Source organism: Streptomyces sp. NBC_01335, from assembly GCF_035953295.1.
Classification (GTDB): domain Bacteria; phylum Actinomycetota; class Actinomycetes; order Streptomycetales; family Streptomycetaceae; genus Streptomyces.
The window spans coordinates 2,683,756-2,706,706 of record NZ_CP108370.1; the positions used below are offsets into that span (position 1 = coordinate 2,683,756).

The 22,951-nt window shown below is 73.2% G+C and carries 18 protein-coding genes; 5 read left to right on the plus strand and 13 right to left on the minus strand.

The genetic code is table 11. The features are described from left to right. Nucleotides 1-160: 160 nt before the first annotated feature. From OG599_RS11415 to OG599_RS11425, 3 genes are all read right to left on the minus strand, one after another. The gene (locus OG599_RS11415) at nucleotides 161-1,084 is read right to left on the minus strand and encodes an ABC transporter permease (protein WP_327175872.1); all 924 of its coding nucleotides are present in this window, start codon (nucleotides 1,082-1,084) and stop codon (nucleotides 161-163) included. Beyond that, on the minus strand, nucleotides 1,081-3,798 hold the full coding sequence (locus OG599_RS11420) for an alpha/beta fold hydrolase (RefSeq protein ID WP_327175873.1): 2,718 nt from the start codon (nucleotides 3,796-3,798) through the stop codon (nucleotides 1,081-1,083). The genes OG599_RS11415 and OG599_RS11420 overlap by 4 nt, the downstream gene beginning before the upstream one ends. 155 nt (nucleotides 3,799-3,953) lie before the next feature. Beyond that, nucleotides 3,954-4,784, minus strand: a complete 831-nt coding sequence (locus OG599_RS11425; protein WP_327175875.1) for a response regulator — start codon at nucleotides 4,782-4,784, stop codon at nucleotides 3,954-3,956. 133 nt (nucleotides 4,785-4,917) lie between these two features. Between OG599_RS11425 and OG599_RS11430 the strand changes: the two genes are divergently transcribed. Continuing rightward, complete coding sequence (locus tag OG599_RS11430; RefSeq protein WP_327175876.1) at nucleotides 4,918-6,549, plus strand: sensor histidine kinase; 1,632 nt, start codon at nucleotides 4,918-4,920, stop codon at nucleotides 6,547-6,549. Nucleotides 6,550-6,669: 120 nt separating this feature from the next. Here OG599_RS11430 and OG599_RS11435 read toward each other — a convergent pair whose 3' ends face one another. After that, nucleotides 6,670-7,263: a DUF4291 domain-containing protein gene (locus OG599_RS11435; RefSeq protein ID WP_327175877.1), complete on the minus strand. Its 594-nt coding sequence runs from the start codon at nucleotides 7,261-7,263 to the stop codon at nucleotides 6,670-6,672. Nucleotides 7,264-7,338: 75 nt separating this feature from the next. Then, nucleotides 7,339-7,722 (minus strand): hypothetical protein, encoded by a 384-nt coding sequence (locus tag OG599_RS11440; protein ID WP_327175878.1) that lies wholly within the window; start codon nucleotides 7,720-7,722, stop codon nucleotides 7,339-7,341. Nucleotides 7,723-8,159: 437 nt separating this feature from the next. On the opposite strand from OG599_RS11440, the gene OG599_RS11445 reads away from it, so the two are divergent. Next, on the plus strand, nucleotides 8,160-8,693 hold the full coding sequence (locus tag OG599_RS11445) for a lamin tail domain-containing protein (protein WP_327175879.1): 534 nt from the start codon (nucleotides 8,160-8,162) through the stop codon (nucleotides 8,691-8,693). Nucleotides 8,694-8,930: 237 nt separating this feature from the next. Here OG599_RS11445 and OG599_RS11450 read toward each other — a convergent pair whose 3' ends face one another. The 5 genes from OG599_RS11450 to iolC all read right to left on the minus strand — a co-directional run bounded on the left by OG599_RS11450 (nucleotide 8,931) and on the right by iolC (nucleotide 15,569). Next, a complete protein-coding gene (locus tag OG599_RS11450) occupies nucleotides 8,931-10,433 on the minus strand; it encodes a CoA-acylating methylmalonate-semialdehyde dehydrogenase (protein ID WP_327175880.1) in 1,503 nt (500 codons plus the stop codon). A gap of 102 nt (nucleotides 10,434-10,535) precedes the next feature. Next, the gene (gene iolD, locus OG599_RS11455) at nucleotides 10,536-12,467 is read right to left on the minus strand and encodes a 3D-(3,5/4)-trihydroxycyclohexane-1,2-dione acylhydrolase (decyclizing) (RefSeq protein ID WP_327175881.1); all 1,932 of its coding nucleotides are present in this window, start codon (nucleotides 12,465-12,467) and stop codon (nucleotides 10,536-10,538) included. Then, nucleotides 12,464-13,405 (minus strand): 5-deoxy-glucuronate isomerase, encoded by a 942-nt coding sequence (gene iolB, locus OG599_RS11460; protein WP_327175882.1) that lies wholly within the window; start codon nucleotides 13,403-13,405, stop codon nucleotides 12,464-12,466. The genes iolD and iolB overlap by 4 nt, the downstream gene beginning before the upstream one ends. Then, nucleotides 13,402-14,412 carry a Cgl0159 family (beta/alpha)8-fold protein gene (locus OG599_RS11465; RefSeq protein ID WP_327175883.1) on the minus strand — a complete coding sequence of 337 codons (1,011 nt, stop codon included), beginning with the start codon at nucleotides 14,410-14,412 and terminating at the stop codon, nucleotides 13,402-13,404. Before OG599_RS11465 ends, iolB begins: the two co-directional genes overlap by 4 nt. Continuing rightward, nucleotides 14,409-15,569, minus strand: coding sequence for a 5-dehydro-2-deoxygluconokinase (iolC, locus tag OG599_RS11470; protein ID WP_327175884.1), 1,161 nt, complete (start codon nucleotides 15,567-15,569; stop codon nucleotides 14,409-14,411). Before iolC ends, OG599_RS11465 begins: the two co-directional genes overlap by 4 nt. Nucleotides 15,570-15,767: 198 nt before the next feature. On the opposite strand from iolC, the gene OG599_RS11475 reads away from it, so the two are divergent. Continuing rightward, nucleotides 15,768-16,694 carry a sugar phosphate isomerase/epimerase family protein gene (locus tag OG599_RS11475; RefSeq protein WP_327175885.1) on the plus strand — a complete coding sequence of 309 codons (927 nt, stop codon included), beginning with the start codon at nucleotides 15,768-15,770 and terminating at the stop codon, nucleotides 16,692-16,694. A 59-nt stretch (nucleotides 16,695-16,753) separates the two neighbouring features. Here the strand turns inward: OG599_RS11475 and OG599_RS11480 are convergent, their stop codons facing one another. After that, entirely contained in the window at nucleotides 16,754-17,764 is a 1,011-nt protein-coding gene (locus tag OG599_RS11480; protein ID WP_327175886.1) for a hypothetical protein, read from the minus strand. 240 nt (nucleotides 17,765-18,004) lie between these two features. On the opposite strand from OG599_RS11480, the gene OG599_RS11485 reads away from it, so the two are divergent. Then, nucleotides 18,005-18,823, plus strand: a complete 819-nt coding sequence (locus tag OG599_RS11485) for a TetR/AcrR family transcriptional regulator (RefSeq protein WP_327175887.1) — start codon at nucleotides 18,005-18,007, stop codon at nucleotides 18,821-18,823. A gap of 305 nt (nucleotides 18,824-19,128) precedes the next feature. Next, the gene (locus OG599_RS11490) at nucleotides 19,129-19,338 is read left to right on the plus strand and encodes a MarR family transcriptional regulator (RefSeq protein WP_327175888.1); all 210 of its coding nucleotides are present in this window, start codon (nucleotides 19,129-19,131) and stop codon (nucleotides 19,336-19,338) included. A gap of 98 nt (nucleotides 19,339-19,436) precedes the next feature. Here the strand turns inward: OG599_RS11490 and OG599_RS11495 are convergent, their stop codons facing one another. Both OG599_RS11495 and OG599_RS11500 read right to left on the minus strand, forming a co-directional pair. Beyond that, a complete protein-coding gene (locus OG599_RS11495) occupies nucleotides 19,437-20,507 on the minus strand; it encodes a zinc-binding dehydrogenase (RefSeq protein ID WP_327175889.1) in 1,071 nt (356 codons plus the stop codon). A gap of 138 nt (nucleotides 20,508-20,645) precedes the next feature. Further along, nucleotides 20,646-22,931: an MMPL family transporter gene (locus OG599_RS11500; RefSeq protein WP_327175890.1), complete on the minus strand. Its 2,286-nt coding sequence runs from the start codon at nucleotides 22,929-22,931 to the stop codon at nucleotides 20,646-20,648. Between the last annotated feature and the right edge of the window lie 20 nt (nucleotides 22,932-22,951).

Sequence of the window (22,951 nt, forward strand, 5' to 3'; positions counted from 1 at the left end):
TGAATGTGACGCGCGAGGGGGCCGTCGGGAGCCGTCGAACCGGTTGCGGATGAATCTCGATGCGGTGACGGAGAGCTGCCGAGGGGCGTCCGGGCGGCGGAACGTCAGGGTCCGGACACGATGTCCTCACGGAGCGGCCTCGGGCGGTGGACCGGAGGCGTCACGACACGATGTCCTTGCGGCCGAATCCCCGGAAGGCCAGGGCGAAGAGGATCAGGGCGTACGTCACCGACACGGCCGATCCCTTGATCATGCCGCCCCACTCCAGTTGGGGCTGGAGGGCGTCCGCCCAGGCGAACTGCCAGTGCGCGGGCAGGAAGTCGCGCCAGTGGCCGAGCGCGGTGACCGCGTCCAGGACGTTGCCGACGATGGTCAGGCCGACCGCGCCGCCCACCGCGCCCAGCGGCGCGTCGGTCTTCGTCGACAGCCAGAACGCCAGTCCCGCGGTGACGAGTTGGGAGACGAAGACGAACGCGACGACGAGCGCGAGCCGGGGCAGCGCGGCGGACTGGGCGAGTTCGCCGCCGGTCGGCAGCTGGAGCGGTCCCCAGCCGTAGGCCGCCGCTCCGGCCGCGAGGGCGACCAGCGGGAGCAGCACCATCGCGGCCAGGCTGAAGCCGAGGGCGACGACGAGCTTGCTCCAGAGCAGCCGGGTGCGCGGGACGGGGGCGGCGAGGAGGTAGCGCAGCGAGGACCAGCTCGCCTCGGAGGCCACGGTGTCCCCGCAGAACAGCGCCACCGGCACCACCAGCAGGAAGCCCGCCGAGACGAACAGGTTGACGGCGGCGAAGTTGGCGGCCGAGGCGGTGGCGGTGTCCATCAGGTTGATCCGGTCGCCCCCGGAGCGTCCCCCGGAGCCGGGGGTGCCGCCGATGGCGAAGGCGACGATCAGGATGAACGGGAGGGCGGCGAGCACCCCGCCCATGAGCACGGTGCGGCGGCGGCGCAGTTGCCGCATCGCCTCGACGCGGAGCGGGAGGGTGCGCCGGGGGTGGTAGCCGGGTGCGCCGGGCGCTTCCGGGGTCCGGGCGGGGCCGGAACCGGAACCCGGGCCGGAACCGGGGCCGGTGAGGACGTCACTCATGCGGAGCCTCCGGAGATCAGGGTGAGGAACGCGTCCTCCAGGCGGCGGTGCGGACCGACACCGGTGAGCGGCACGTCGAGCCGGACGAGTTCGGTGATCAGCACGGCGGTGGTGGCGCCGTCGAGCCGCACCAGCAGCCCCCGCCCGTCCTCGGTCCGGACCGCGGAGGCGACGCCCGCGAGCGCCTCGGTCTTGCGGAGCACCGGTTCGGTGACCTCCTCGGCGGTGGTGACCAGCAGCATGTCGCCGGAGCCGGTGATCTCGGCGACCGGGCCCGCCTGGACGAGCCGTCCCCGGTCCATGACCACGAGGTGGGTGCAGGACTGTTCGACCTCGGAGAGGAGGTGGCTGGAGACGATGACGGTCCGGCCGCCGGCCGCGTAACGGATCATCACGTCCCGCATCTCGCGGATCTGCGGCGGGTCGAGGCCGTTGGTCGGTTCGTCGAGGATGAGGAGGTCCGGCATGCCGAGCATGGCCTGGGCGATGGCGAGGCGCTGGCGCATGCCCTGGGAGTAGGTGCGCACGGCCCGGGCGAGCGCGTCGCCGAGACCCGCGATCTCCAGGGCCTCGTCCATGTGGGAGTCCTCGGCGGGGCGGCCGGTGGCCTGCCAGTACAGCTCCAGGTTGGCCCGGCCGCTCAGGTGCGGCAGGAAGCCGGCGCCCTCGACGAACGCGCCGACGCGGGAGAGCACCGGGGCGCCGGGCTGGATGGCCTGGCCGAAGACGCGGATCTCGCCCGCGTCGGGGGTGATGAGGCCCATCAGCATCCGCAGGGTGGTGGTCTTCCCGGCGCCGTTGGGGCCGAGGAGTCCGAGCACCTGCCCCTGCTCGACGCGGAAGCCGAGGTCCTTGACGGCGTAACGGTCCGCGGCCCCCGCGTACTTCTTCGCGAGCCCGGAGATCTGGAGCGGTACGCCCGCGAGCGCCGGGTCCGGGGCGGGCGTGGTGGTGCGGCGGCGCGCGGTGAGCAGCAGCAGCGCGGCGATCAGGAGGGCGGCGGCCGGAAGTCCCCAGGTCCACCAGGGAAGCCCGGCGGCCGCGGCGGTCAGTCCGGCGTCGGTGGGTACGGAGAGCGGGCCGTCGACGGTCACGGTGTACGTGTTCGGCTCGGCCGGTGACGCGTAGCCGAGGTCGGTCGCGGAGAGCACCAGGCGGAGGCGGTGTCCGGCGTCGAAGGCGTGGTCGACGGCGGGCAGGGTCAGTTCGAGGGGCTTGCCCTGCCGGTCGGGGGTGATCCGGAAGGGGGCGACGAGCTGGGCGGGCAGCTCCTGGCGCTTGCCGTCCGGCGCGACGTCGTACACCTTGCCGAAGAGGACGGCGTCGCCGGTACGGGCCTTGACGGTGACCTGCACGGTGGGGGTGCCGGTGAGGCGCACCGAGGAGGTCAGCGGGGCGCTGTCGAAGGTGGCGTGCTGGCCGGGGAAGTCCAGGGAGAGGCCGACGCCCAGGGAGGAGAGCTGGGAGAGTCCGGCGCCGAGTCCGGGGACGGCGGAGATCGCGGGCGGGCTGCCGCCGGCCGGGTTGCGGACGGTCACGGTGTTCGGGGTGGCCGCGGTGTTCCCCGTGCTCGCGGTGGATCCGGCACTCGGGGTGTCCTGACCGGAGCCGGTCGCCCTGAGGGCGAACTCCCGGGCGCCGCCGCGCAGTCCGGGGTAGGTGTCGGCACTCGCACCGCGGGTGAGGGCGGCCCCGTCGGTGGAGTCGACGCCGCCGGTGCGGGTGACGCGGAAGGCGGGGCCGGTGTCGGCGCCCCTGTCGTCCTTGAGGTAGCGGTCGAACCAGGCGCCGATCCGGTTCTGGACGCGGGCGTCCTCGGTGTCGCCGCCGTCGTGGCCGCCGGCGATCCAGTCGACGGAGACCGGGGCACCGTTGCCGGAGACTGCCTTCGCCATGGCGTCGGCCTGGCCGAGCGGGAAGAGCGAGTCGGTCTGGCCCTGCACGATGAGGGCGGGCACGTCGATGCGGCCGGCGACGGCGGAGGGCGACCGTTCCGTCAGCAGGGCGCGCGCCTCGGCGTCCGGTGCGCCGCTCGCCGCGACGCGTTCGTACATCGCGCAGAGCTTCGGCTCGAACTTCTCGCAGCCACCGCCGCTGCTGACGAAGATCCCGGCCCAGAGCTTCTTGAACACCCCGTCCGGGAAGAGCGCGTCGGCGAGGTTCCAGTAGGTGATGACGGGCGCGATGGCGTCCACCCGGTCGTCGTACCCGGCGGCGAGGAGGGAGACCGCGCCGCCGTAGGAGGAGCCGGTGACGCCGACGCGCGGGTCGCCCTTGCCGTCGAGCCGGACCTCGGGGCGGGCGGCGAGCCAGTCGATGAGTCGGGAGACGTCCGCGACCTCGGCACCGGGGTCGTTGAGGCCGATCTTTCCGCCGGACCTGCCGAACCCGCGCGCCGACCAGGTGAGGACCGCGTACCCGTCCGCCGCGAGCTTCTCGGCCTCGGCGCGCACGTCGTCCTTGCTGCCGCCGAAGCCGTGCCCGAGCAGTACGGCGGGGCGCCGCCCGCCGCCGTCGGCGGTGAAGTACGTGGTGTCCAGGGACACTCCGCCGTCGCTGATCGTCCGGTCCTGGTGGTGCACGGCGGGTGTGCCGTCGTCGGCCACGGCGGTCCAGGTGCCGACGCCGGCGAGCACGACGAGTGCGGCGAGCGCCGCCGCCCATCGGCCGCGCGCGCGGGGCCACCGGAGCCGTCGTGCGGTAGAGGTCTCCATGTCACGACCCTAGAGGGGCGCGGGACGGGTTCCCCGGGCCGGAGGGCGGAACCGCCCGGCCTCCTTGAGAGGTACGGCCCCCGGGCGCGTACTGCGGACGCGGTACGCGCCCCGGAGCCGGTGTTCTCGGCCGTCCAGGCGGTGGAGGGGCTTTCTCAGCCGTCCAGGCGGTGCTGGGGCGGGACGGCGGTCTCCAGGAAGAAGCTGTCGATGCTCTGGACGGTGTGAACGAAGTCGTCCAGGTTGACCGGCTTGGTCACGTAGGCGTTGGCGTGCTGTGTATAGGCGTCCTGGACGTCGTCGGGCGCGGCCGAGGTGGTGAGGACCACGATCGGGATGCTGGAGAGCTTCTCGTCGTTCTTGAGCACGCCGAGCAGCTCACGGCCGTTCATGCGGGGCATGTTGAGGTCGAGCACGATCAGGTCCGGGCGGTCCTTCGCCGGGTCGCGCAGGTACTCCAGGGCGGACACGCCGTCGTCGACCCGGTTGATGCCCCGCGCCATCCCGCGCTCGATCAGGGCCTCCTCGATGAGCATGGCGTCGGCCACGTCGTCCTCCACGAGCAGGACGGTGTAGGTGCGCCGGGGTGCAAGGCCGTTCATGTGGGGGCTCCGGTGATCGTTGGGCAGGGGGCGGGAGGACGGTCGTGCGGTGAAGACCAGGCCGGGCCAGCGTTTGCGGGCGCCCTGCCGGCTGACGCCCCAGGCGCCGCCGAGCTGCGGGTAGCCCGCTCCCCCGTCGGCGGCGGCGCGGGCCGCCCGGGCGGCGCATTCGTCCACCGCGCGGCTGAGGAGGGCCAGCGCGCGCAGCGCGGCCAGCGGGTCGGTCCAGTTCTCGTCCGCCGGGGGGCCGTCGCCGTCACGGTCCTCCCCGTACGGGACGGCGTCCGGCTCCAGCGCAAGTCGCTGCGCCAGGTCCGCGACCGCGCGGCGCGCACGGTCGGCGAGCTCGTCGGTCCCTGGACGCGCCGAGGTCTCCACTGTCATGGCCGCACCGTAGCCGGAGCGGGAGGCCCGCGACAACCTGCGTTGTCGGCGGGGTAGGGTGACCCGCGCTCCGGTGGGTACTGGAGCCCGTGATCCACCCACCGTTTCCCAGGCGAGCGAGAGGCAAACCACCGTGCAGAGCGCCGAAGAGGGTTTCCGGCCGGCCGAGCTCCGGCCGGAACCGAAGCGGCCCGGCTGGAGCACCAGCCGCTGGCTCGTCACGGGCACCACCGTGGCCCTGGTCGTGCTGCTCGTGCTCGGCAGCTGCGGCACCTGGGCCCTGGTCCGGTCCACGGCGGTCAACCAGCGGCTCGTCGGCCGCTGGTCCCCCGCGCTGATCTCGTCGGTGCGCCTGGAAGCGGCGCTGGTCAACCAGGAGACGGGTATCCGCGGTTACGGCCTGGCCGGTGACGCGGGGTTCCTCGACCCCTACCGCACCGGTCTGGCCCAGCAGAAGTCCGCGATGGCGGAGCTGGAGGACCTCACGGCCGGCGACGTACGGGCCTCGGCCGATCTCGCACGGGTGGACGGACTCGCGGAGCAGTGGCACACCTCCGTCGCCCGGCCCATCGCCGCCGCCGCGGACCCCACCGCCCTGGCCCAGGAGCGCGCGGAGCGCGGGCGGACCCAGTTCGACGCACTGCGCACCGCGCTCAGGGTCCAGCAGGAGCACATCACCGCGGAGCGCGACCGGGCTCGGAGCGACCTGGCCTCCGTGCGCACCATGCGCAACACGGTCTTCATCGTGATCGCCGCCGTGGTGCTGGCGCTGATGGCCCTGGCCTTCGCGGGCCTGCGCCTCGGCGTGCAGCGGCCGCTGGACCGGCTGCGGGCCGACGTCCGCAAGGTCGCCTCCGGGAACTACGCCCATGCGCTCGTCCCCACCGGCCCCGCCGACATCCAGGTCCTCGCGGCCGACGTGGACGCGATGCGCCGCCGGCTCGCGGAGGACCTTGAACTCAAGGACCGGGCCCGGGCGGCGCTCGACGCCCAGACCGTCGAACTGCGCCGCTCCAACGAGGAGCTGGAGCAGTTCGCGTACGTCGCCTCGCACGACCTCCAGGAACCCCTGCGCAAGGTGGCCAGTTTCTGCCAGCTGCTGGAGCGGCGGTACGCGGAGCAGCTCGACGACCGGGCCCGGCAGTACATCTCCTTCGCCGTCGACGGCGCCAACCGCATGCAGCTCCTCATCAACGACCTGCTGACCTTCTCGCGCGTCGGCCGACTCCACACGGACGACCAGGAGGTCGATCTGGCGGGCCTGGTGCGGCGGACGGTCGGCGATCTGGACGTCGCCGTCCAGCAGACCGGCGCCACCGTCACCCACGACGAGCTGCCGGTGGTCCACGGTCAGCCGACCCAACTCGGCCTGGTGCTGCAGAACCTGATCTCCAACGCGATCAAGTTCCGCACGGCCGACACCGCGCCCGCCGTCCACATCGCCGCCCGTCGGGTGCCGAACCCGGGCCGTGAGGGGAGCGCGGAGAGCCGGCGCCCGTTCTGGGAGATCTCGGTGACCGACAACGGCATCGGCATCGCGCCCGAGTACGCGGAGCGGGTCTTCGTCATCTTCCAGCGGCTGCACACCCGCGAGAGCTACGAGGGCAACGGCATCGGCCTGGCGCTCTGCAAGAAGATCGTCGAGCACCACGGCGGCTCGATCACCGTGGACACCACCCGCACCTCGGGCACCCGCTTCGTCTTCACGCTGCCGGGCGTGGTGGACGAGGGCGAGGGCGAGGGGGCGGAAACCACGGCGAAGTGAGCGCGGCCCCCACCTACGCTCGGGCCGCGCTTCGGCACCTTCTGCACCACTTGTACACACGCCTCCACGACGGCGGGGTCGGGCAGCGGCACCCGGCACCCGGCACCCGGCACCCGAGCCTCACCCCGACAGCGGCCGGGGCGCCCCGTCTCCCCCCGCGTACGGCCTCTCCTCCGGCAGCAGGGCGGTCGCCGCGTCGAGGTCTCCGGCGCGGACCAGGTGGTGGATCTCCCGGGCGAGCGGGGTGACGTCGGTGACGGAGACGGTCCACTCGTCCGCGTACCGCGCCGCCGCCTCGCCGGACAGGCCGAGCTGGAGCGAGCGGTACGGGAGCGGGTTCAGCCGCAGATCGCGCTCGGGGTCCCACTGGACGCGGGCCGGGGCGCGGCGGAGGCCGCGGCTCCAGGCGGCGCGGTCGGGGTGGAGTCCGCGTACGTAGTGGGAGAGTTCGGCGTTCCCCAGGGCCCATGCGAAGCCCTCGCGGGTGATCTCGACGGCGAGGACCGTCTCCTGGCCCTCCTTGGTGGCCCAGCCGCAGCGGTACATCATCCACAGGAAGCTCGGCTTGATCCAGGTCATCCGGTCGCGCTTCCAGGCCGGCGGGAAGCGGCCGTCGCGGGCGGCCGGCAGGCCGATGTGCGGTGCGTACGCCTGGTAGACGGTGACGGTGGTGTCGGTGTGCCGGGCCCGGATCTCGTACTGCGGTGCGGTCATCGGACCAGGATGGGCCGCTCCACCGGTCCGCCGCACCGGCTTTTCTCCCGGTACGGCGGTGGCGCGGGCGGACCGTCAGAGCTCGGTGGCGTCGTCCCCGGGGTCGCCCGAGGGGCCGCTCTCGGCCTGCAACGCGAGGTCGCGGAGCACGTCGGTGGAGGAGACGTCGGTCTGGCCGGAGTCGTGCACCCGCGCCAGCATCGTGTAGGCGAGGGTGAACGCCCCCACCAGCTGCTCGACCGCGCCGCCCACCTCGCGGCCGATCAGGGCGGCCATCTCCTCGACGGTGGCGTCCCCGGGGATCGCGATGCGCGGCATCGTCTCGTTCAGCAGGGCGGTGACGACACTGCCCTCCATGTCGACGTCTTCGCGCTGCACGTCCTCTTCGAGCAGCCGCTGGATCTCGCCGGCCTCGGTGAGGATGCCGATCACTCGCTTCAGGACTTCCCTCTGCTCCATCCCGCGAGCATAGGCGCCCCGACCGGCACGTTCCCGGTGTTCGGCCGCAGCGGAACCGCCTCCCGTCGAACGGTTCGGCGAGTCCGCAGGAAAGATGGAGACGCCCATTCGATTTGACTGATAACTGCCGTTACGTTCCTCCACCTTCTTCACAGGGCGTACACAAGGTGGCACAGAGCGGGGCACGAGACGCGCAGGGTCGATGGCGCCCTTGCGACGCAAGGGTGGGTGCACTACGCACCATTTGACAGGGTCCCGACGATTGTGGCGAGTGCCAGTTACATCCGTTCATAACGGAAATGTCTGCACTGTGTAACCGCGCTCCGGAGCGACTTCCGGCCATCGGCGAATCCGGACAGAGTCTGTGCTCCCGGCAGCGAACGCCGGGGCCGAGAACCGCCCGGACCTCCCCGTCCGGGCCTGTACCGAGGGGTCCCATGTCCCGTACCGCACGACGGATCACCGCTACTGTCCTCGCGTCCGGCGCCCTCCTGGCGGCAGCCGCTCTGCCGGCCTCCGCCGACGGCCACGACCGCGGGCACGACCGCGTCAAGCCCGCCCCGCGCTCCTCCGTCGTCCTGGGCAAGGTCCAGTACGACAGCCCGGGCCGCGACAACCGCTCCAACCGTTCGCTGAACGACGAGTGGGTGACCGTCACCAACACGTCCCGTCAGGCCGTCAACCTGCGCGGCTGGACGCTCACCGACGAGAGCCGCCGCACCTACCGCTTCGACCTGCGTCTCGCGGGCCGTTCGTCGGTGCGCGTCCACACCGGTGTGGGCCGTGACAGCCGCACGGACGTCTACCAGGACCGCAACAACTACGTCTGGGACAACAGCGACACCGCCACGCTGCGCGACTCCCGCGGCCGGAAGGCCGACGAGAAGTCGTGGGGCCGTCACGGCCGCGACGACAACCGGGGCCACGGCCGTGACGACCACCGCGACCACGGTCGCGACAACCGCCACTGAGCGCACCGGAGGGGCTGGGCCCCACCGGGTGACGAGGTGGTACGGCACGGCCCGGGCAGGCGCGCGCTGACCGGGCACGGCCGAGAAGAAACGATCGGCTGAGCAGAAACGATCGGCTGAGCGGAGACGAGCGGTTCGGCCGAGCGAAAACGAATCGACGGCGCCCCGCGGCAATCCGGCCGCGGGGCGCCGCCTCGTGTGCTTCGGAAATCTCCGGGGCAGGCCGGGACGGCGGGTTCAGTGGTTGCGCGGGAAGCCCAGGTCGACGCCGGACGGGGCGTCGGCCGGGTCCGGCCAGCGGGTGGTGACGACCTTGCCGCGCGTGTAGAAGTGCACCCCGTCGTTGCCGTAGACGTGGTGGTCGCCGAAGAGGGAGTCTTTCCAGCCACCGAAGGAGTGGTACCCGACCGGGACCGGGATCGGCACGTTCACGCCGACCATGCCGGCCTGGATCTCCAGCTGGAAGCGGCGGGCGGCGCCGCCGTCGCGGGTGAAGATCGCGGTGCCGTTGCCGTACGGGGAGGCGTTCATGAGGGCGACGCCCTCCTCGTACGTCTCGGCGCGCAGCACGCAGAGCACCGGGCCGAAGATCTCGTCGCGGTAGGCGTCGGAGTCGGTGGAGACGCGGTCCAGCAGCGAGATGCCGATCCAGTGGCCGTCCTCGAAGCCCTCCACGGTGTGGCCGGTGCCGTCGAGGACGACCTCGGCGCCCTGCGCGGCCGCGCCGGTGACGTAGGAGGCGACCTTGTCGCGGTGGGCGGCGGTGATCAGGGGGCCCATCTCGGAGGAGGGATCGGTGCCGGGGCCGATCTTGATCTTCTCCGCGCGGTCCTTGATCCGGGCGACCAGTTCGTCACCGATCGCGCCGACCGCGACGACCGCCGAGATCGCCATGCACCGCTCGCCGGCGGAGCCGTACGCGGCCGAGACCGCCGCGTCCGCGGCGGCGTCCAGGTCGGCGTCGGGCAGCACCAGCATGTGGTTCTTCGCACCGCCGAGCGCCTGGACGCGCTTGCCGTGCGCGGAGGCCGTGGCGTGGATGTGGCGGGCGATCGGGGTGGAGCCGACGAAGGAGACGGCGGCCACGTCGGGGTGGGTGAGCAGCGCGTCGACCGCGGTCCTGTCGCCGTGCACGACGTTCAGCACCCCGTCCGGCAGCCCGGCCTCGGCGGCCAGTTCGGCGAGCAGCACCGCGGCCGACGGGTCCTTCTCGCTGGGCTTGAGGACGAAGGTGTTGCCGCAGGCGATGGCGAGCGGGAACATCCACAGCGGCACCATGGCCGGGAAGTTGAACGGGGTGATCCCGGCGACGACGCCCAGCGGCTGGCGGATCGAGGAGACGTCCACCCCGCCGGACACCTGGGTGGAGAGCTCGCCCTTGAGCTGGGTGGTGATGCCGCAGGCCAGCTCGACGATCTCAAGACCCCGGGCGACCTCGCCCAGTGCGTCGGAGTGCACCTTGCCGTGCTCGGCGGTGATCAGGGCGGCGATCTCGTCCCGGTGGGCGTCGAGCAGGGCGCGGTAGCGGAACAGGACGGCGGTGCGGGCCGCGAGGGAGGAGAGGCCCCAGGTCGCGTGGGCGGCCTTGGCGGCGGTGACGGCGGCGTCCACCTCCTCGACGGAGGCGAAGGCGACGCGGGTGGTGGCGGCGCCGGTCGCGGGGTCGGTGACCGGGCCGTACGCGCCCGACGTGCCCTCGACGGTCTTGCCACCGATCCAGTGGTGGACGGTCCTGGTCATGAGGATCTCCTTCGGGCTTCAGAGACTTCAGGGACTTCAGGGACTTCGCGGGGCTCTCGGGTCGTCGGAACTTCCCGGTGCCGGAGCGTGGGCTTCCCTGTTTCAGAGGCGGCGGTGCCGGGTCGCCCGTCGGCGGTCGTACACCTCGCGGGCCTCCACCGCCGCCGGGCGGGTGGCCGTCTCGGCCACGGGCACATCCCACCACGCCTGCGCCGGAGGAGGGCCCGGCACGCTGTCGGGTTTCTGGCCTGCGGGGTGGGCGGGCATCGGGGCGAGCGCGACGTGGACGCAGACGGGGTGGTCGGCGGCCCGCGCCTCGGCGAGGGCGGCGCGGAGTTCGGCCACGGTGCGGGCGCGCAGGGCCCGCATGCCGAGGGAGGCGGCGTTGGCGGCGAGGTCGAGCGGGAGCGGGTCGCCGGTGAACGCGCCGTCGGGGTCCCGGTGGTGGTAGTCGGTGCCGAAGCGCTCACCGCCGACGGCCGCCGAGAGCCCGCCGATGGAGGCGTACCCGTGGTTGTCGAGCACCACGAGCTTGACCGGCAGCCGCTCCTGGACGGCGGTGACGATCTCGGTCGGGTTCATCAGGTACGTACCGTCGCCGACGAGCGCCCAGACCGGGCGGCCGGGTGCGGCGAGCTGGACGCCGATCGCCGCCGGGATCTCGTAGCCCATGCAGGAGTAGCCGTACTCGACGTGGTACTGCCGGGGTGAACGGGCCCGCCACAGCTGGTGCAGGTCGCCGGGGAGCGAGCCGGCCGCGTTGATCAGGACGTCGTCCTCGGTGACGAGGGCGTCCAGCAGGCCGAGGACCTGGGTCTGGGTGGGTGCGGCACCGGGATCGGGAGCGGCGAAGGCGGCGTCCACCCGGGCCTCCCAGCGTGCCTTCGCCCCGGTGTACGCCCGCTGGTAGCCGGGGTCGACCCGGTGGCCGTGGGCGCCGAGGGCGGCGGCGAGCGCTTCGAGGCCGGTACGGGCGTCCGCGACGAGCGGGAGGGCGGCCTGCTTGTGGGCGTCGAACCCGGTGACGTTGAGGTTGACGAACCGGGTCGCCGGGTCGGGGAAGAGGGTGGCGGAGGCGGTGGAGAAGTCGGTCCAGCGGGTTCCGACGCCGATCACCAGGTCGGCCTCGCGGGCCAGTTCGTCGGCGGTGGCGGTACCGGTGTGGCCGATCCCGCCCACGTCCGACGGGTGGTCGTGGCGCAGGGTGCCCTTGCCCGCCTGGGTGGTGGCGACGGGGATGCCGGTGGCCTCGGCGAACGCGGCGAGGGCCTCCTCGGCGGCGCTGTGCCGCACCCCGCCGCCCGCGACAAGCAGCGGCCGGCGGGCGGCCCGGACCGCCGTCACGGCCCGGTCCAGTTCGTCCGGGTCGGGGGCGGGGCGGCGTACGTGCCAGACCCGCTCGGCGAGGAACTCCTCGGGCCAGTCGTACGCCTCCGCCTGCACGTCCTGCGGGAGCGCGAGGGTGACCGCACCGGTGGAGACCGGATCGGTGAGGGTCCGTACGGCCTGGAGGGCGGCGGGGATCAGCGCCTCGGGGCGGGTGATCCGGTCGAAGTACCGGGAGACCGGCCGCAGGCAGTCGTTGACCGACACGTCTCCGGCGTACGGGACTTCGAGCTGCTGGAGCACGGGGTCGGCGGGGCGGGTGGCGAAGGTGTCGCCCGGGAGGAGGAGGACAGGCAGGTGGTTGACGGTGGCGAGGGCGGCGCCGGTGACGAGGTTGGTGGCGCCGGGGCCGATGGAGGTGGTGACGGCGTGGGCGGAGAGCCGCCCGGACTGCCGGGCGTAGCCGACGGCCGCGTGCACCATGGCCTGTTCGTTGCGGCCCTGGAGGAAGGGCATCCGGGAGCCGGAGCCCCGGGCGTCCTCGGAGCCGCCGTACTCCAGGAGCGCCTGGCCGATGCCGGCGACGTTGCCGTGGCCGAAGATGCCCCAGGTGGCACCGATCAGCCGCCGGCGTTCTCCGTCGCGCTCGGTGTACTGCCGGGCGAGGAAGGTGATCAGGGCTTGCGCGGTGGTCAGACGGACGGTCACCTGTGGTCCTTGGGTGCGGCGTACAGCGGGAGCCGGGGATCGGCCTGCTGGGGGTCCCAGGTCTCCCTGATCCAGGCGTGGTCGGGGTGGTCGCGGATCAGCCAGGCGCGTTCCTCGTCCGGTCCGGCCATCACGTTGAGGTAGTAGAGGGCGCCTTCCGGGGGTGCGATGGACGGGCCGTGCCAGCCGTCGGGGACGAGGACGGCGTCGCCGCCGCGTACCTCGGCGAGCACGTCCGCGCCACCGGGGCGGGACGGGGAGACGCGGTGGTAGCCGGGGCCTCCGCGCTCCAGTTCGAAGTAGTAGATCTCCTCCAGTACCGACTCCACGCCGGGTTCGGCGTCGTCGTGCTTGTGCGGCGGGTAGGAGGACCAGTTGCCCGCCGGGGTGAGGACTTCGACGGCGATGAGCCGGTCGCAGCGGAAGACGTCGGCGGCGGCGAAGTTGTTGACCTGCCGGGCACAGGTCCCGGAGCCGCGCAGTTCGACAGGTACCTCCGACGCGGGGCCGTAGCGAGCGGGGAGCTGTCGCTCGCACTTCGCTCCTGCCAGGGCGAAGCGGCCTCCCGCGCCGGAGGAGATCTGTGCGGTGGCATCGCGCGGTAGGTACGCGAAGTCGGCCACCCCGCTGAACACGCTCTCACGGCCGGTGAGTTCAAAGATGTCACCTGCCGTATGCACCGTACAGCCGCCGGTCAACGGCAGAACGATCCATTCGCTCTCCCCGGTGACGAGTGTGTGAACTCCGCCCGGCGGCAGGTCGAGCACCCGAAGGCTCGACCGCTCCCATTCCGCCCGCTCCGGCCCGATGTCCAGGGCGTACGGGGTGTCGTCAAGGCCGCCCCTCAGGTGCAGGGGGCGGCGGTGCGGCTCGGCGGTTTCGTCCTGTGCCGTCAGAGGGCGGCGGTGCGGCTCTTCGGTGTCGTGGTGCGTCGTCATGGTGCCTCCCTACCCTCACCGGTCTCCGGAGGAGCCGATCGACGCGGGCCTTCCGGGCCGGTGGAGGGCGGGCCTTCCTGTCCGGTGGAGGGCGGGCCTTCCCGGTCGCTCGGCCGGAGCAGCCCGGCCGCCGTGTCGACGGCCCGCGCGACGTCCCCGTCCGGCGGGTAGAGCAGCGCCCGGCCCACCACCAGGCCGCGCACGGTCGGCAGCCGCAGAGCGTCGCGCCACTTCTCGTACGCCCCCTCCAGGTCGTCGCCGACCTCGCCGCCGAGCAGCACGGCGGGCAGGGTGGAGGTCTCCATCACCCGGGCCATGTCGTCGGGGCGTTCAGTGACGGGGACTTTCAGCCAGGTGTACGCGGACGAGCCGGCGAGCCCGGAAGCGACGGCGATGGCGGTGGTGACGGCCGGAATGCTGAGGTCCGTACGGAGCCGGCCGTCCTCCCGGTGGCAGAGGAAGGGCTCCACGAAGACGGGCAGCCGGTGGGCGGCCATCGCGTCGATGGTGCGGGCGGCGGTGTGCAGGGTGTCGAGGGAGCCGGGGTCCTCGTGGTCGATGCGGAGCAGCAGCTTGCCCGCGTCGAACCCGCGCCGGGCCAGGTCCAGGGGGCGGAAGCCGGTGAAGCGGTCGTCCAGTTCGAAGGCGGCGCCCGCGAGGCCGCCCCGGTTGAGCGAGCCCATGACGACCTTGTCCTCCAGGGCTCCGAGGAGCAGCAGGTCGTCCACGATGTCCGCGGTGGCGAGCACTCCGTCGACGCCGGAGCGGGAGAGGGCGAGGCAGAGGCGTTCGAGGAGTTCGTAGCGGTGCGCCATGGCGAGGGCCCGGCCGCCGACGGCGAGCGCGCCGCGCGCCGGGTGGTCGGCGGCGAGGATGAGCAGCTGTTCGCCGGGGCGTGCGAGGGGCCTGCGGCGCCTGCGGTCGGCGGCCTCGGCGATGGCTTCCGGGTGCTCGGCGCGCAGCCGTGCGAGGTCGGCGAGCGAGGAGGCGGCGGGGGCGGGGGTCATGTGCCCGCCCCGGTCGGGGGCGGGGATGGAGTCGGGGGCCCGGTCGGGACCGGAGTCTGAGTCGGGGCCGGGGGGCCGGTCGGGGCCGGGGGGCCGGTCGGGGCCGGGGGCCCGGTCGGGGCCGGGGTGGCTGGTTCGGGTTCCGGTTCCTCCGGGGGGACCTCCCCGCGGGCGAGGGCGGCCTCCACCTCGGCGGGGAAGGGCATCGCGGACGAGCAGGCGAGCCGGGAGGCGACGATGGCCCCGGCCGCGTTGGCGTACCGCATCACGTGTTCGGTCTCCCATCCGGCGAGCAGCCCGTGGCAGAGGGCCCCGCCGAACGCGTCGCCCGCGCCGAGTCCGTTGACGACGCGCACGGGGAGCGGGGGCACTTCGGCGACCGTACCGTCACGGTGGACGGCGAGCACCCCCTTGGGCCCCTGCTTGACGACGGCCAGTTCGACTCCGGCGTCGAGGAGCGCGCGGGCGGCGGCGTACGGCTCGTGCTCCCCGGTGGCGACGGCGCACTCCGCCAGGTTCCCGACGGCGACGGTGGCGAACGCGAGGGCCTCCCGGTAGCGGCGGGGCGCCTCGGCGTCCGCGTCGCCGCCCTCCCAGAACATCGGCCGCCAGTCGAGGTCGAACACGGTGACCGGCCGCCGCTCCGGCGCGCCGGGCGCCGGGGCCGTTCCGGGGCCGCCCGTACGCGCGTCGAGGGCGGCGAGGGTCGCCGTACGGCTGGGTTCGGCGCTCAGGCCGGTGCCGGTGACCCAGAAGATCCGTGCGGCGCGCACCGCGTCCAGGTCGAGTTCGTGCGCGTGGATCTCCAGATCGGGCGCCTTGGGCAGGCGGTAGAAGTAGAGCGGGAAGTCGTCGGGCGGGAACAGCTCGCAGAAGGTGACCGGTGTCGGGTACCCGGCCACCTCGCCCACCCACCGGTCGTCCACCCCGAACTCCCGCAACTGTGCGCGCAGATACGCGCCGAAGGGGTCCCGTCCGGTACGGGTGACGACGGCGGTACGGAGTCCGAGCCGGGCACCGGCCACCGCAACGTTGGAGGGCGAGCCCCCCAGGAACTTGCCGAAGGCGTCGACCTGCGCGAGGGACACCCCCGTCCGCAACGGGTAGAGGTCCACCCCGATCCGGCCCATGGTGATCAGGTCGTACGGCTGAGGCATACACGTCCCTTCCGACGCCGCGCACCGATCCAGCCGGATCGCGTCAAGCCCGAATCGCATCCACACGGATCACATCCACCGCGGACCACACCCGCCGCGGATCACGTGACAGCCCTACCCCGAAACGCCGTCAACATTTGGCCGGGACATGCGAACGCGCCCTTGACTCCACCGGGACAGGGGCCGAGGGTGGCCGATATGACCCGTTCCGCACCCGCGTCCTCGCGTATCCGTATCGGCTCGGCACCCGACTCCTGGGGCGTCTGGTTCCCGGACGATCCGCGGCAGGTGCCCTGGCAGCGCTTCCTGGACGAGGTCGCGGCGGCGGGGTACGAGTGGATCGAACTGGGCCCGTACGGTTATCTGCCCACCGATCCCGCCCGGCTCGCCGACGAGACCCGGCGCAGGGGGCTCTCGGTCTCCGCCGGGACGGTGTTCACGGGGCTGCACCACGGGCCGGAGGTCTGGGAGAAGACCTGGGAGCACGTCGCCGGGATCGCCGGGTTGACCCGGGCGACGGGTGCGGAACACCTCGTCGTCATCCCGTCGTTCTGGCGCGACGACAAGACGGGCGACGTGCTGGAGGACCGCACCCTCACCCCCGCGCAGTGGCGCGACCTCACCACCCAGACCGAGCGGCTCGGCCGGGAGGTGCGGGACCGGTACGGGCTGCGGATCGTCGTCCACCCGCACGCCGACACCCACATCGACAGCGAGGAGAACGTCAACCGGTTCCTCGACGCCACCGACCCCGACCTCGTCTCCCTCTGCCTGGACACGGGGCACTACGCCTACTGCGGCGGCGACAGCGTCGCCCTGCTGCGGACGTACGGGGAACGGATCGGCTACCTCCACCTGAAGCAGGTCGATCCCGAGGTCCTGGCGAAGGTGGTCGCCGAGGAGCTGCCCTTCGGTCCCGCCGTCGCCCGGGGCGTGATGTGCGAACCGCCGCGCGGCGTACCGGCGCTGGAGCCGGTGCTCGAAGCGGCGCGCGCGCTCGGAACCGACCTCTTCGCGATCGTGGAGCAGGACATGTACCCCTGCGACCCCGACGCCCCGCTGCCGATCGCGCGCCGCACCCGCGCCTACCTCCGCTCCTGCTCCACCCCGCAGCCCACGTCCTGACTCCTCGTACGGACGGACAGATGGACAGATGGACGGGCAGTCAGTCAGGTCAGGCCAGGTCAAACGAGTTGCGCCTGCGGTTCCGGCGCGACCGCGGGGGTCCGGTGGCCGCGCCGGTCCGCGATCAGCATCAGGGCGAGGCCGAACACGGCCCAGCAGGCGAGCACGAGGGCGGGCGTACCGGCACCGATGCCGTCGAAGAACGCGTTGGCGCGCAGCAGGCTTCCGGAGGCGCCCGGCGGGAGGATCTGTCCGAGCGCGGCCCAGCCGTTCGGCAGCCAGTGGGGCCCGCTGGCCAGTCCGGAGAGCGGGTTGCCGAGCAGCATGACCACGGCGGCACCGAGACCGAAACCGGCCATGCCCATCAGCGCTTCGAGCCCGAGCAGGGTCATCACCAGCGCGGCCATGCCCAGGGACAGGCCGAGACCGCTGAGCACGTAGGCGCCGTCGAGAGAGCCCGTGCCGAACTGGAGGAAGGCCGTGACCGCGAATCCGGCCAGCAGAGCGAAGACGACACCTCCGACGAGGCGGCGGCGGAGTCCGGCGTGTCCGGGGAACATGCGGGTGAGAAGCACCGCGGGAATCATGCCGCCGAAGATCATGGGGAACGCCGCGGCGGCGAAGCCCGCACCCTTCGGGTCGTCGGCCGTGAACGGCTTGAGGTCGGTGACGGTCACCTCGGCCTGCTGCTGGTGCGCGATCCCGGTCCCCATGGCGGTCACCGCCGCGGTGGGCTGCGCCCCTCCGGCGGTGGCCGTGTAGACGGTCACGTGTCCGGGAGCCAGTGCTATGCCGCCCATGATGTCGCGGCTCTCCATCGCGGCCTTCAGGGCCGCCTCGTCGCCGTAGGTGGTGACGCTCCACTCATCGCCGGAGAGGACGCCGGAGACGGCCTCGGTCGCCTGCGCGGACCCGGTGACCCCGACGGGAAGGTCGTGGGGGCCGCTGTTCACCGAGGGCAGGGCGAAGGCGCAGAGCATGAGGATCACGACGGCGACCAGGCCCACGACCACGGCCAGGAGCTTGCGCGCCTGCCCGGCGGATGCGGGCGGGGTGATTTGCTGGGTCATGGCGGATTTCCTTGCGATGGGCCGTTGGGTGGACGCCTGGCGGGCCGTCGCGACGCGCGTACCCGTCGCGATGCACATGGCCGGGAAGAGAAGGGACGAAGGGGCGGGCGCGGGGGCGCAGGCACCGGACGTCACGCTTCGCGCGAGGCTCGGCGGCAGAGTGCGGCAGGGCGATGGTTCGCACGCCCGGACACCCCCGCCACAGGATCTGATACAAGAATACAAGGTACATTGATGCGTGTGTCAAACGAAGAGTTCCACCCTGCGGTCCAGGTGCCGTCCGACCTGGTCGAGGCAGCCCTCCGGGCAGCGCGGGCACGCAAGACGGCCGTCGCCGACGTGTCGATGCAAGCCATCGCTCAGGAAGCGGGCATCTCCCGCAGCACACTGCTGCGCCGCCTGGGAGGCGCCCGGCACGCCCTCGACGAGGCAGTCCGGGCCGCCGGGGTCGACCCCGGCGGCCACAGGCCCGTGCGCGAGCGGGCCGTCGAAGCCGGAGCCGCACTCATCAGCAGCGATGGACTGGCCGCGCTCTCCCTCGAACGCGTCGCCGCGGCGGCCGAGTGCTCGGTGCACAGCCTCTACGCCGCGTTCGGCGGCCGGGACGGGATGATGCAGGCCATCTTCGAGCGGTACGGCCCGTTCGTGAACATCGAAGCGGTCCTGGCCGCCCACCCCGGGGACCTGCGGAGCACGGTCCGGGTGATCTACGCGCACCTCGCGGACGTCGTCGGCCTCGAACCCCGGGTGCTCCCCGCGATCCTCGCCGAGGTCCTGGCCCGCCCGGGGGACGACGCGTCGCAGGCCCTCGCGCGCCACATGGTCCCGCGCCTCTACGCGAGCATCGGCGAGTGGCTGGCCGCCGAGGTCGCGGCGGGCCGCATCCGCGACCTGCCGCTCATCGCGCTCATCCACCAGATGTCGAACCCCCTGCTCATGCACCTCCTGCTCCGACCGGCCCTGGAACTCGTCCCCGGTCTCCAGATCCCCTCCGTCGAGGAGATGTGCGACGCCTTCGCCGAGGCATTCGTGCACGCCGTGGGGCTGCCCGACTCCTGACCGGCCGGGGGGACGCCCCGCCCCACCCCCGCCGCCCCGGCCCCCCGTCCACCCGCCGGGCCGCCGGGCGGCGCCCCGCCCGCCCTCGGGAGACACGCGCCCGTCCTCGTGGGACATCCGCCGTCTTCATGGGACATGTGCCGGTTGTGTACGGCATGCGTCACAGCTGCGCGACAACACCCCCCGGTCGGCTCTCCCGGTCGTTCGACAGATCACCGCTGACCGATCGTCAGCCGGTGCACCGCGGCCCTCTTCAGTCCCCCACCACCGCTGCGGTGCGGCAACGCGCAGAGAGGCGACACTCGATGACGGACAGCACGCTCTGGTCCTACAAGGACATCGCCGCGCACATCCGGGTCCTCCCGGACACCGTGCGCTCGTACCGCAAGCATGGTTTCCTTCCCGACCCCGATCAGGTGCGGGACGGCCGGCCCTACTGGTACCCGGACACCGTCCGCCACTGGGTCGCCCGCCGCCCCGGCAACCGCAACCGGGTCCGCACGCTCACCGGCTGAGCCGTCACCGGCCGACGGCATCACCGGCCGCCCGAATCACCGGCCGCCCTGAGCACCGGCTGCCCGAGTCACCCGCTGAGCGGTCACCCGCTGAGCGGTCACCCGCTGAGCACCCCGAGGCGGGTGCGCCCCGGTTCGATGATCGTCACCCCCGCTCCCGGGGCCCCGCCCATCGCGGCGAGCGCCGCGGGGGCTTCGGCGAGGCCGATGGTGGAGGTGACCAGGAGGTCGGGGCGCAGGGTGCCCGCACGGACCAGGTCCATCATCGGCGGGTAGTCGTGGGCGGCCATCCCGTGGCTGCCGAGGATCTCCAGCTCCAGCGCGATCACGCGTGCCATCGGGACGACCGGGTCCCCGGCCGCCGTCGGCAGCAGCCCGACCTGCACATGGCGTCCGCGCCGGCGCAGGCTGCGTACGGAGGCGGCGCAGGTCACCGGCGAGCCGAGGGCGTCGAGCGAGAGATGCGCCCCGCCGCCCGTGAGTTCCCGGACGACGGCGTCCGCGCCCTCCGGGTGGGCCGACGCGTCCACGCACGCCGCCGCCCCGAACGACTTCGCCAGGTCGAGGGCGGCGGCCGAGACGTCGACGGCCACCACCCGGGCTCCGGCGGCCGCCGCGATCATCACGGCGGAGAGCCCCAGCCCACCGCAGCCGTACACCGCGACCCACTCCCCCGGCGCGACGCGGCCCTGAGCGACGATCGCGCGGAACGCCGTGGCGAACCGGCACCCCAGGCCCGCCGCGGTGGCGAAGGAGAGCTCCTCGGGCACGGCCACCAGGTTGACGTCGGCGTGCTCCAGCGCGACGTACTCCGCGAACGAGCCCCAGTGCGTGAAGCCGGGCTGGGTCTGGCGCTCGCACACCTGCTGCGCCCCCGAGGCGCAGGCCGCGCACCGCCCGCAGGCGCAGACGAACGGGACGGTGACCCGGTCGCCGGGGCGCCGGCCGACGACTCCGGGTCCGACGGCCTCGACCACTCCGGCGAGTTCGTGGCCCGGCACGTGCGGGAGGGTGATGCCGTCGTCGTGCCCCATCCAGCCGTGCCAGTCGCTGCGGCACAGCCCGGTCGCCTCGACCCGGACCACCACCCCCTGCGGGGCGGGGACCGGATCGGGCACCTCTCGCACCCGCGCTTCCTGACCGAACTCCTCGAACACCACTGCCCGCATGGCCCCGCCCTTCCGTCACGTCTCGCGTCCGGTGTAACGCCCGGCGGGGTGCCCGGCAACGCGCCCGGTGGAACGCCCGGTGATGCGCCCGGTGGGACGGACGGTGTGCCGCCCGGCCGCGTCCTGCCGGACGGGGCGTCAGCTGCCGCTGGCGATCCTGGTCCGGTCCGGGTCGGGCGGGGGTGTCACCCCGCCCCCGCCGTCCGTCCCACGGCTGCCAGGTACGGAAACGACGGCTCCCTTGGCCTGCGCGGACGGGGCGGGGACCGCTCTCTCGTCGAGGCCGAATCTTCGGTGGAGAGCGCGCAGAGGTGCGGGCGCCCACCAGGTGGCGCGGCCCATCACCTTCATGACCGAGGGGACCAGGAGGCTGCGCACCACCATGGCGTCCATCAGCACCGCCAGGGCGATGCCGAGTCCGAGCATCTTCGTGTTGGTCACCCGCGAGGCCCCTATGGCGACCATCACCACGGCCAGGATCACGGCGGCGGCGGTGATGAGTCCGCCGGTGTGGCGCAGCCCGACGGCGATGGAGCCCTCGTGGTCGCCGCTGCGGTCGTACTCCTCCTTGATGCGGGAGAGCAGAAAGACGCCGTAGTCCATGGAGAGCCCGAAGGCGACGCAGAACATCAGCACGGGCAGGGTGGTCTCGATGTCGCCGGTGCTGGTGAAGGAGAGCAGTCCGGAGAGGTGGCCCTCCTGGAAGACCCAGACGACCGCGCCGAACATCGCGGTCAGGCTGAGGGCGTTGAGCACGACCGCCTGGACGGGGATCAGGACGCTGCCGGTGAGCAGAAAGACCAGGAGCAGGGTCACCACCGCGATGATGCCGACCGCCCAGGGGAGCCGTTCGGCGATGGCGTCCTTCGAGTCGACGAGCACGGCGGCGGTCCCGGTCACCGACGCGTGGACGGGTGCGTCGAGCGCGCGGAGGTCGTGGACGAGCTTCTGGGCCTCCGGCCCGGCCGCCTCGCCCTCGGGCACCACGGAGTAGGTGGCAAAGTCGCCGGCCGTCAGCGGCCCGTCGACCCGCGCCACTCCTTCCGTGGCGGCGATCCGCTCGCGGAGGGCCGTGTACTGGGCGGGGGTGGCGGGCTCCCGGACGAGCAGGGCGAGGCCGCCGCCCGGGGACCCGGGGAAGACCTCGCGGATGTGGTCCTGCACCATGCGGGACGCGGAGTCCGCGGGCAGCTGGCGGTCGTCGGCCATGCCGAACCGCACGCCCAGGAAGGGCAGTCCGAGCAGGACGAGCGCGGCCGTGGTCACCAGGGCGAAGACCGGGGCGCGGCGCATCACAAGCGCGGCGAGAGAGGTCCGCCCCCGGTGGGCCGTCCGGGGAGGCACCTCCCGGCCCCCTCTCCGGCGGACCAGCGCGCGCCGCAGGTCCAGGGCGTCGACCCGGGGGCCGAGCAGCACCAGCGCGGCCGGAAGGACGATGAGGGCCGCCCCGGCCGCCAGGATCACCACGACGATTCCGGCGTACGCGAAGGAGCGCAGGAAGTACTGGGGGAAGACGAGCATCGCCGAGAGCGAGACCGCGACCGCGAGCGCGGAGAAGAGCACGGTGCGCCCCGCCGTGCGGAGGGTGATGCCGACCGCGGAGCGGGGGTCGGCGCCGGCGGCCATCTCTTCGCGGAACCGGCGCACGATGAACAGGGCGTAGTCGACGGCGAGTCCGAGGCCGAGGGCGGTCGTGAGGTTCTGGGCGAAGACGGAGACGTCGGTCAGCTCGGTGATGCCGCGCAGCACGGCGCTGGTCCCCAGGATCGCCATGATGCCCACGCCGAGGGGGAGCAGGGCCGCCACCGCGCTGCCGAAGACCATCACCAGCAGGACGAGGGTGACCGGCAGGGCGACCGTCTCCGCCCTGAGCAGATCCTCCTGGATGATCGACTGCATCTCGTGCCGTGTGGCGATCAGCCCGCCGACGGAGACCTTCACCGGGCCGTGCTCCCCTTCGAAGAGCGGGGCGATCCGGTCGAGGATCTCTCCGGAGCCCTTCTCCTCGCCGGCGATGTGGGCGGCGATCAGCGCTTCGCGTCCGTCCCGGGAGCGCAGGGCGGGGGCGGCGCTCTGCCAGTACGAACCGACGCCGGTGACCCCTTCCTGGGCGGCCAGACGGGCGGTGAGGCGCGAGGCCTCGGCCACCACCGCCGGGTCGTCGACCGAGGCCCGCCCGCTGTCGATCAGCAGCAGGAGATTGGGCTGGGAGGCGGGGAACTCCTTCTCCAGCGCCCGGGTCGTCCAGGCCGACTCGGCGTCCGGGGCCTCCCAGCCGCCGCTGCCCATCCGGTCACCGGCACCGCTCCCCGCGAACACCGCGAGCGCGGTGAAGACGAGCGCCGCGAGCAGGGCGAGCCGAGGCCGCGCCGTCACGAAACGGGTCCAGCCACCGAGCCGCTGCGGGCTCTCGACTACGGACATGATGCCGTGCCCCCTCCACC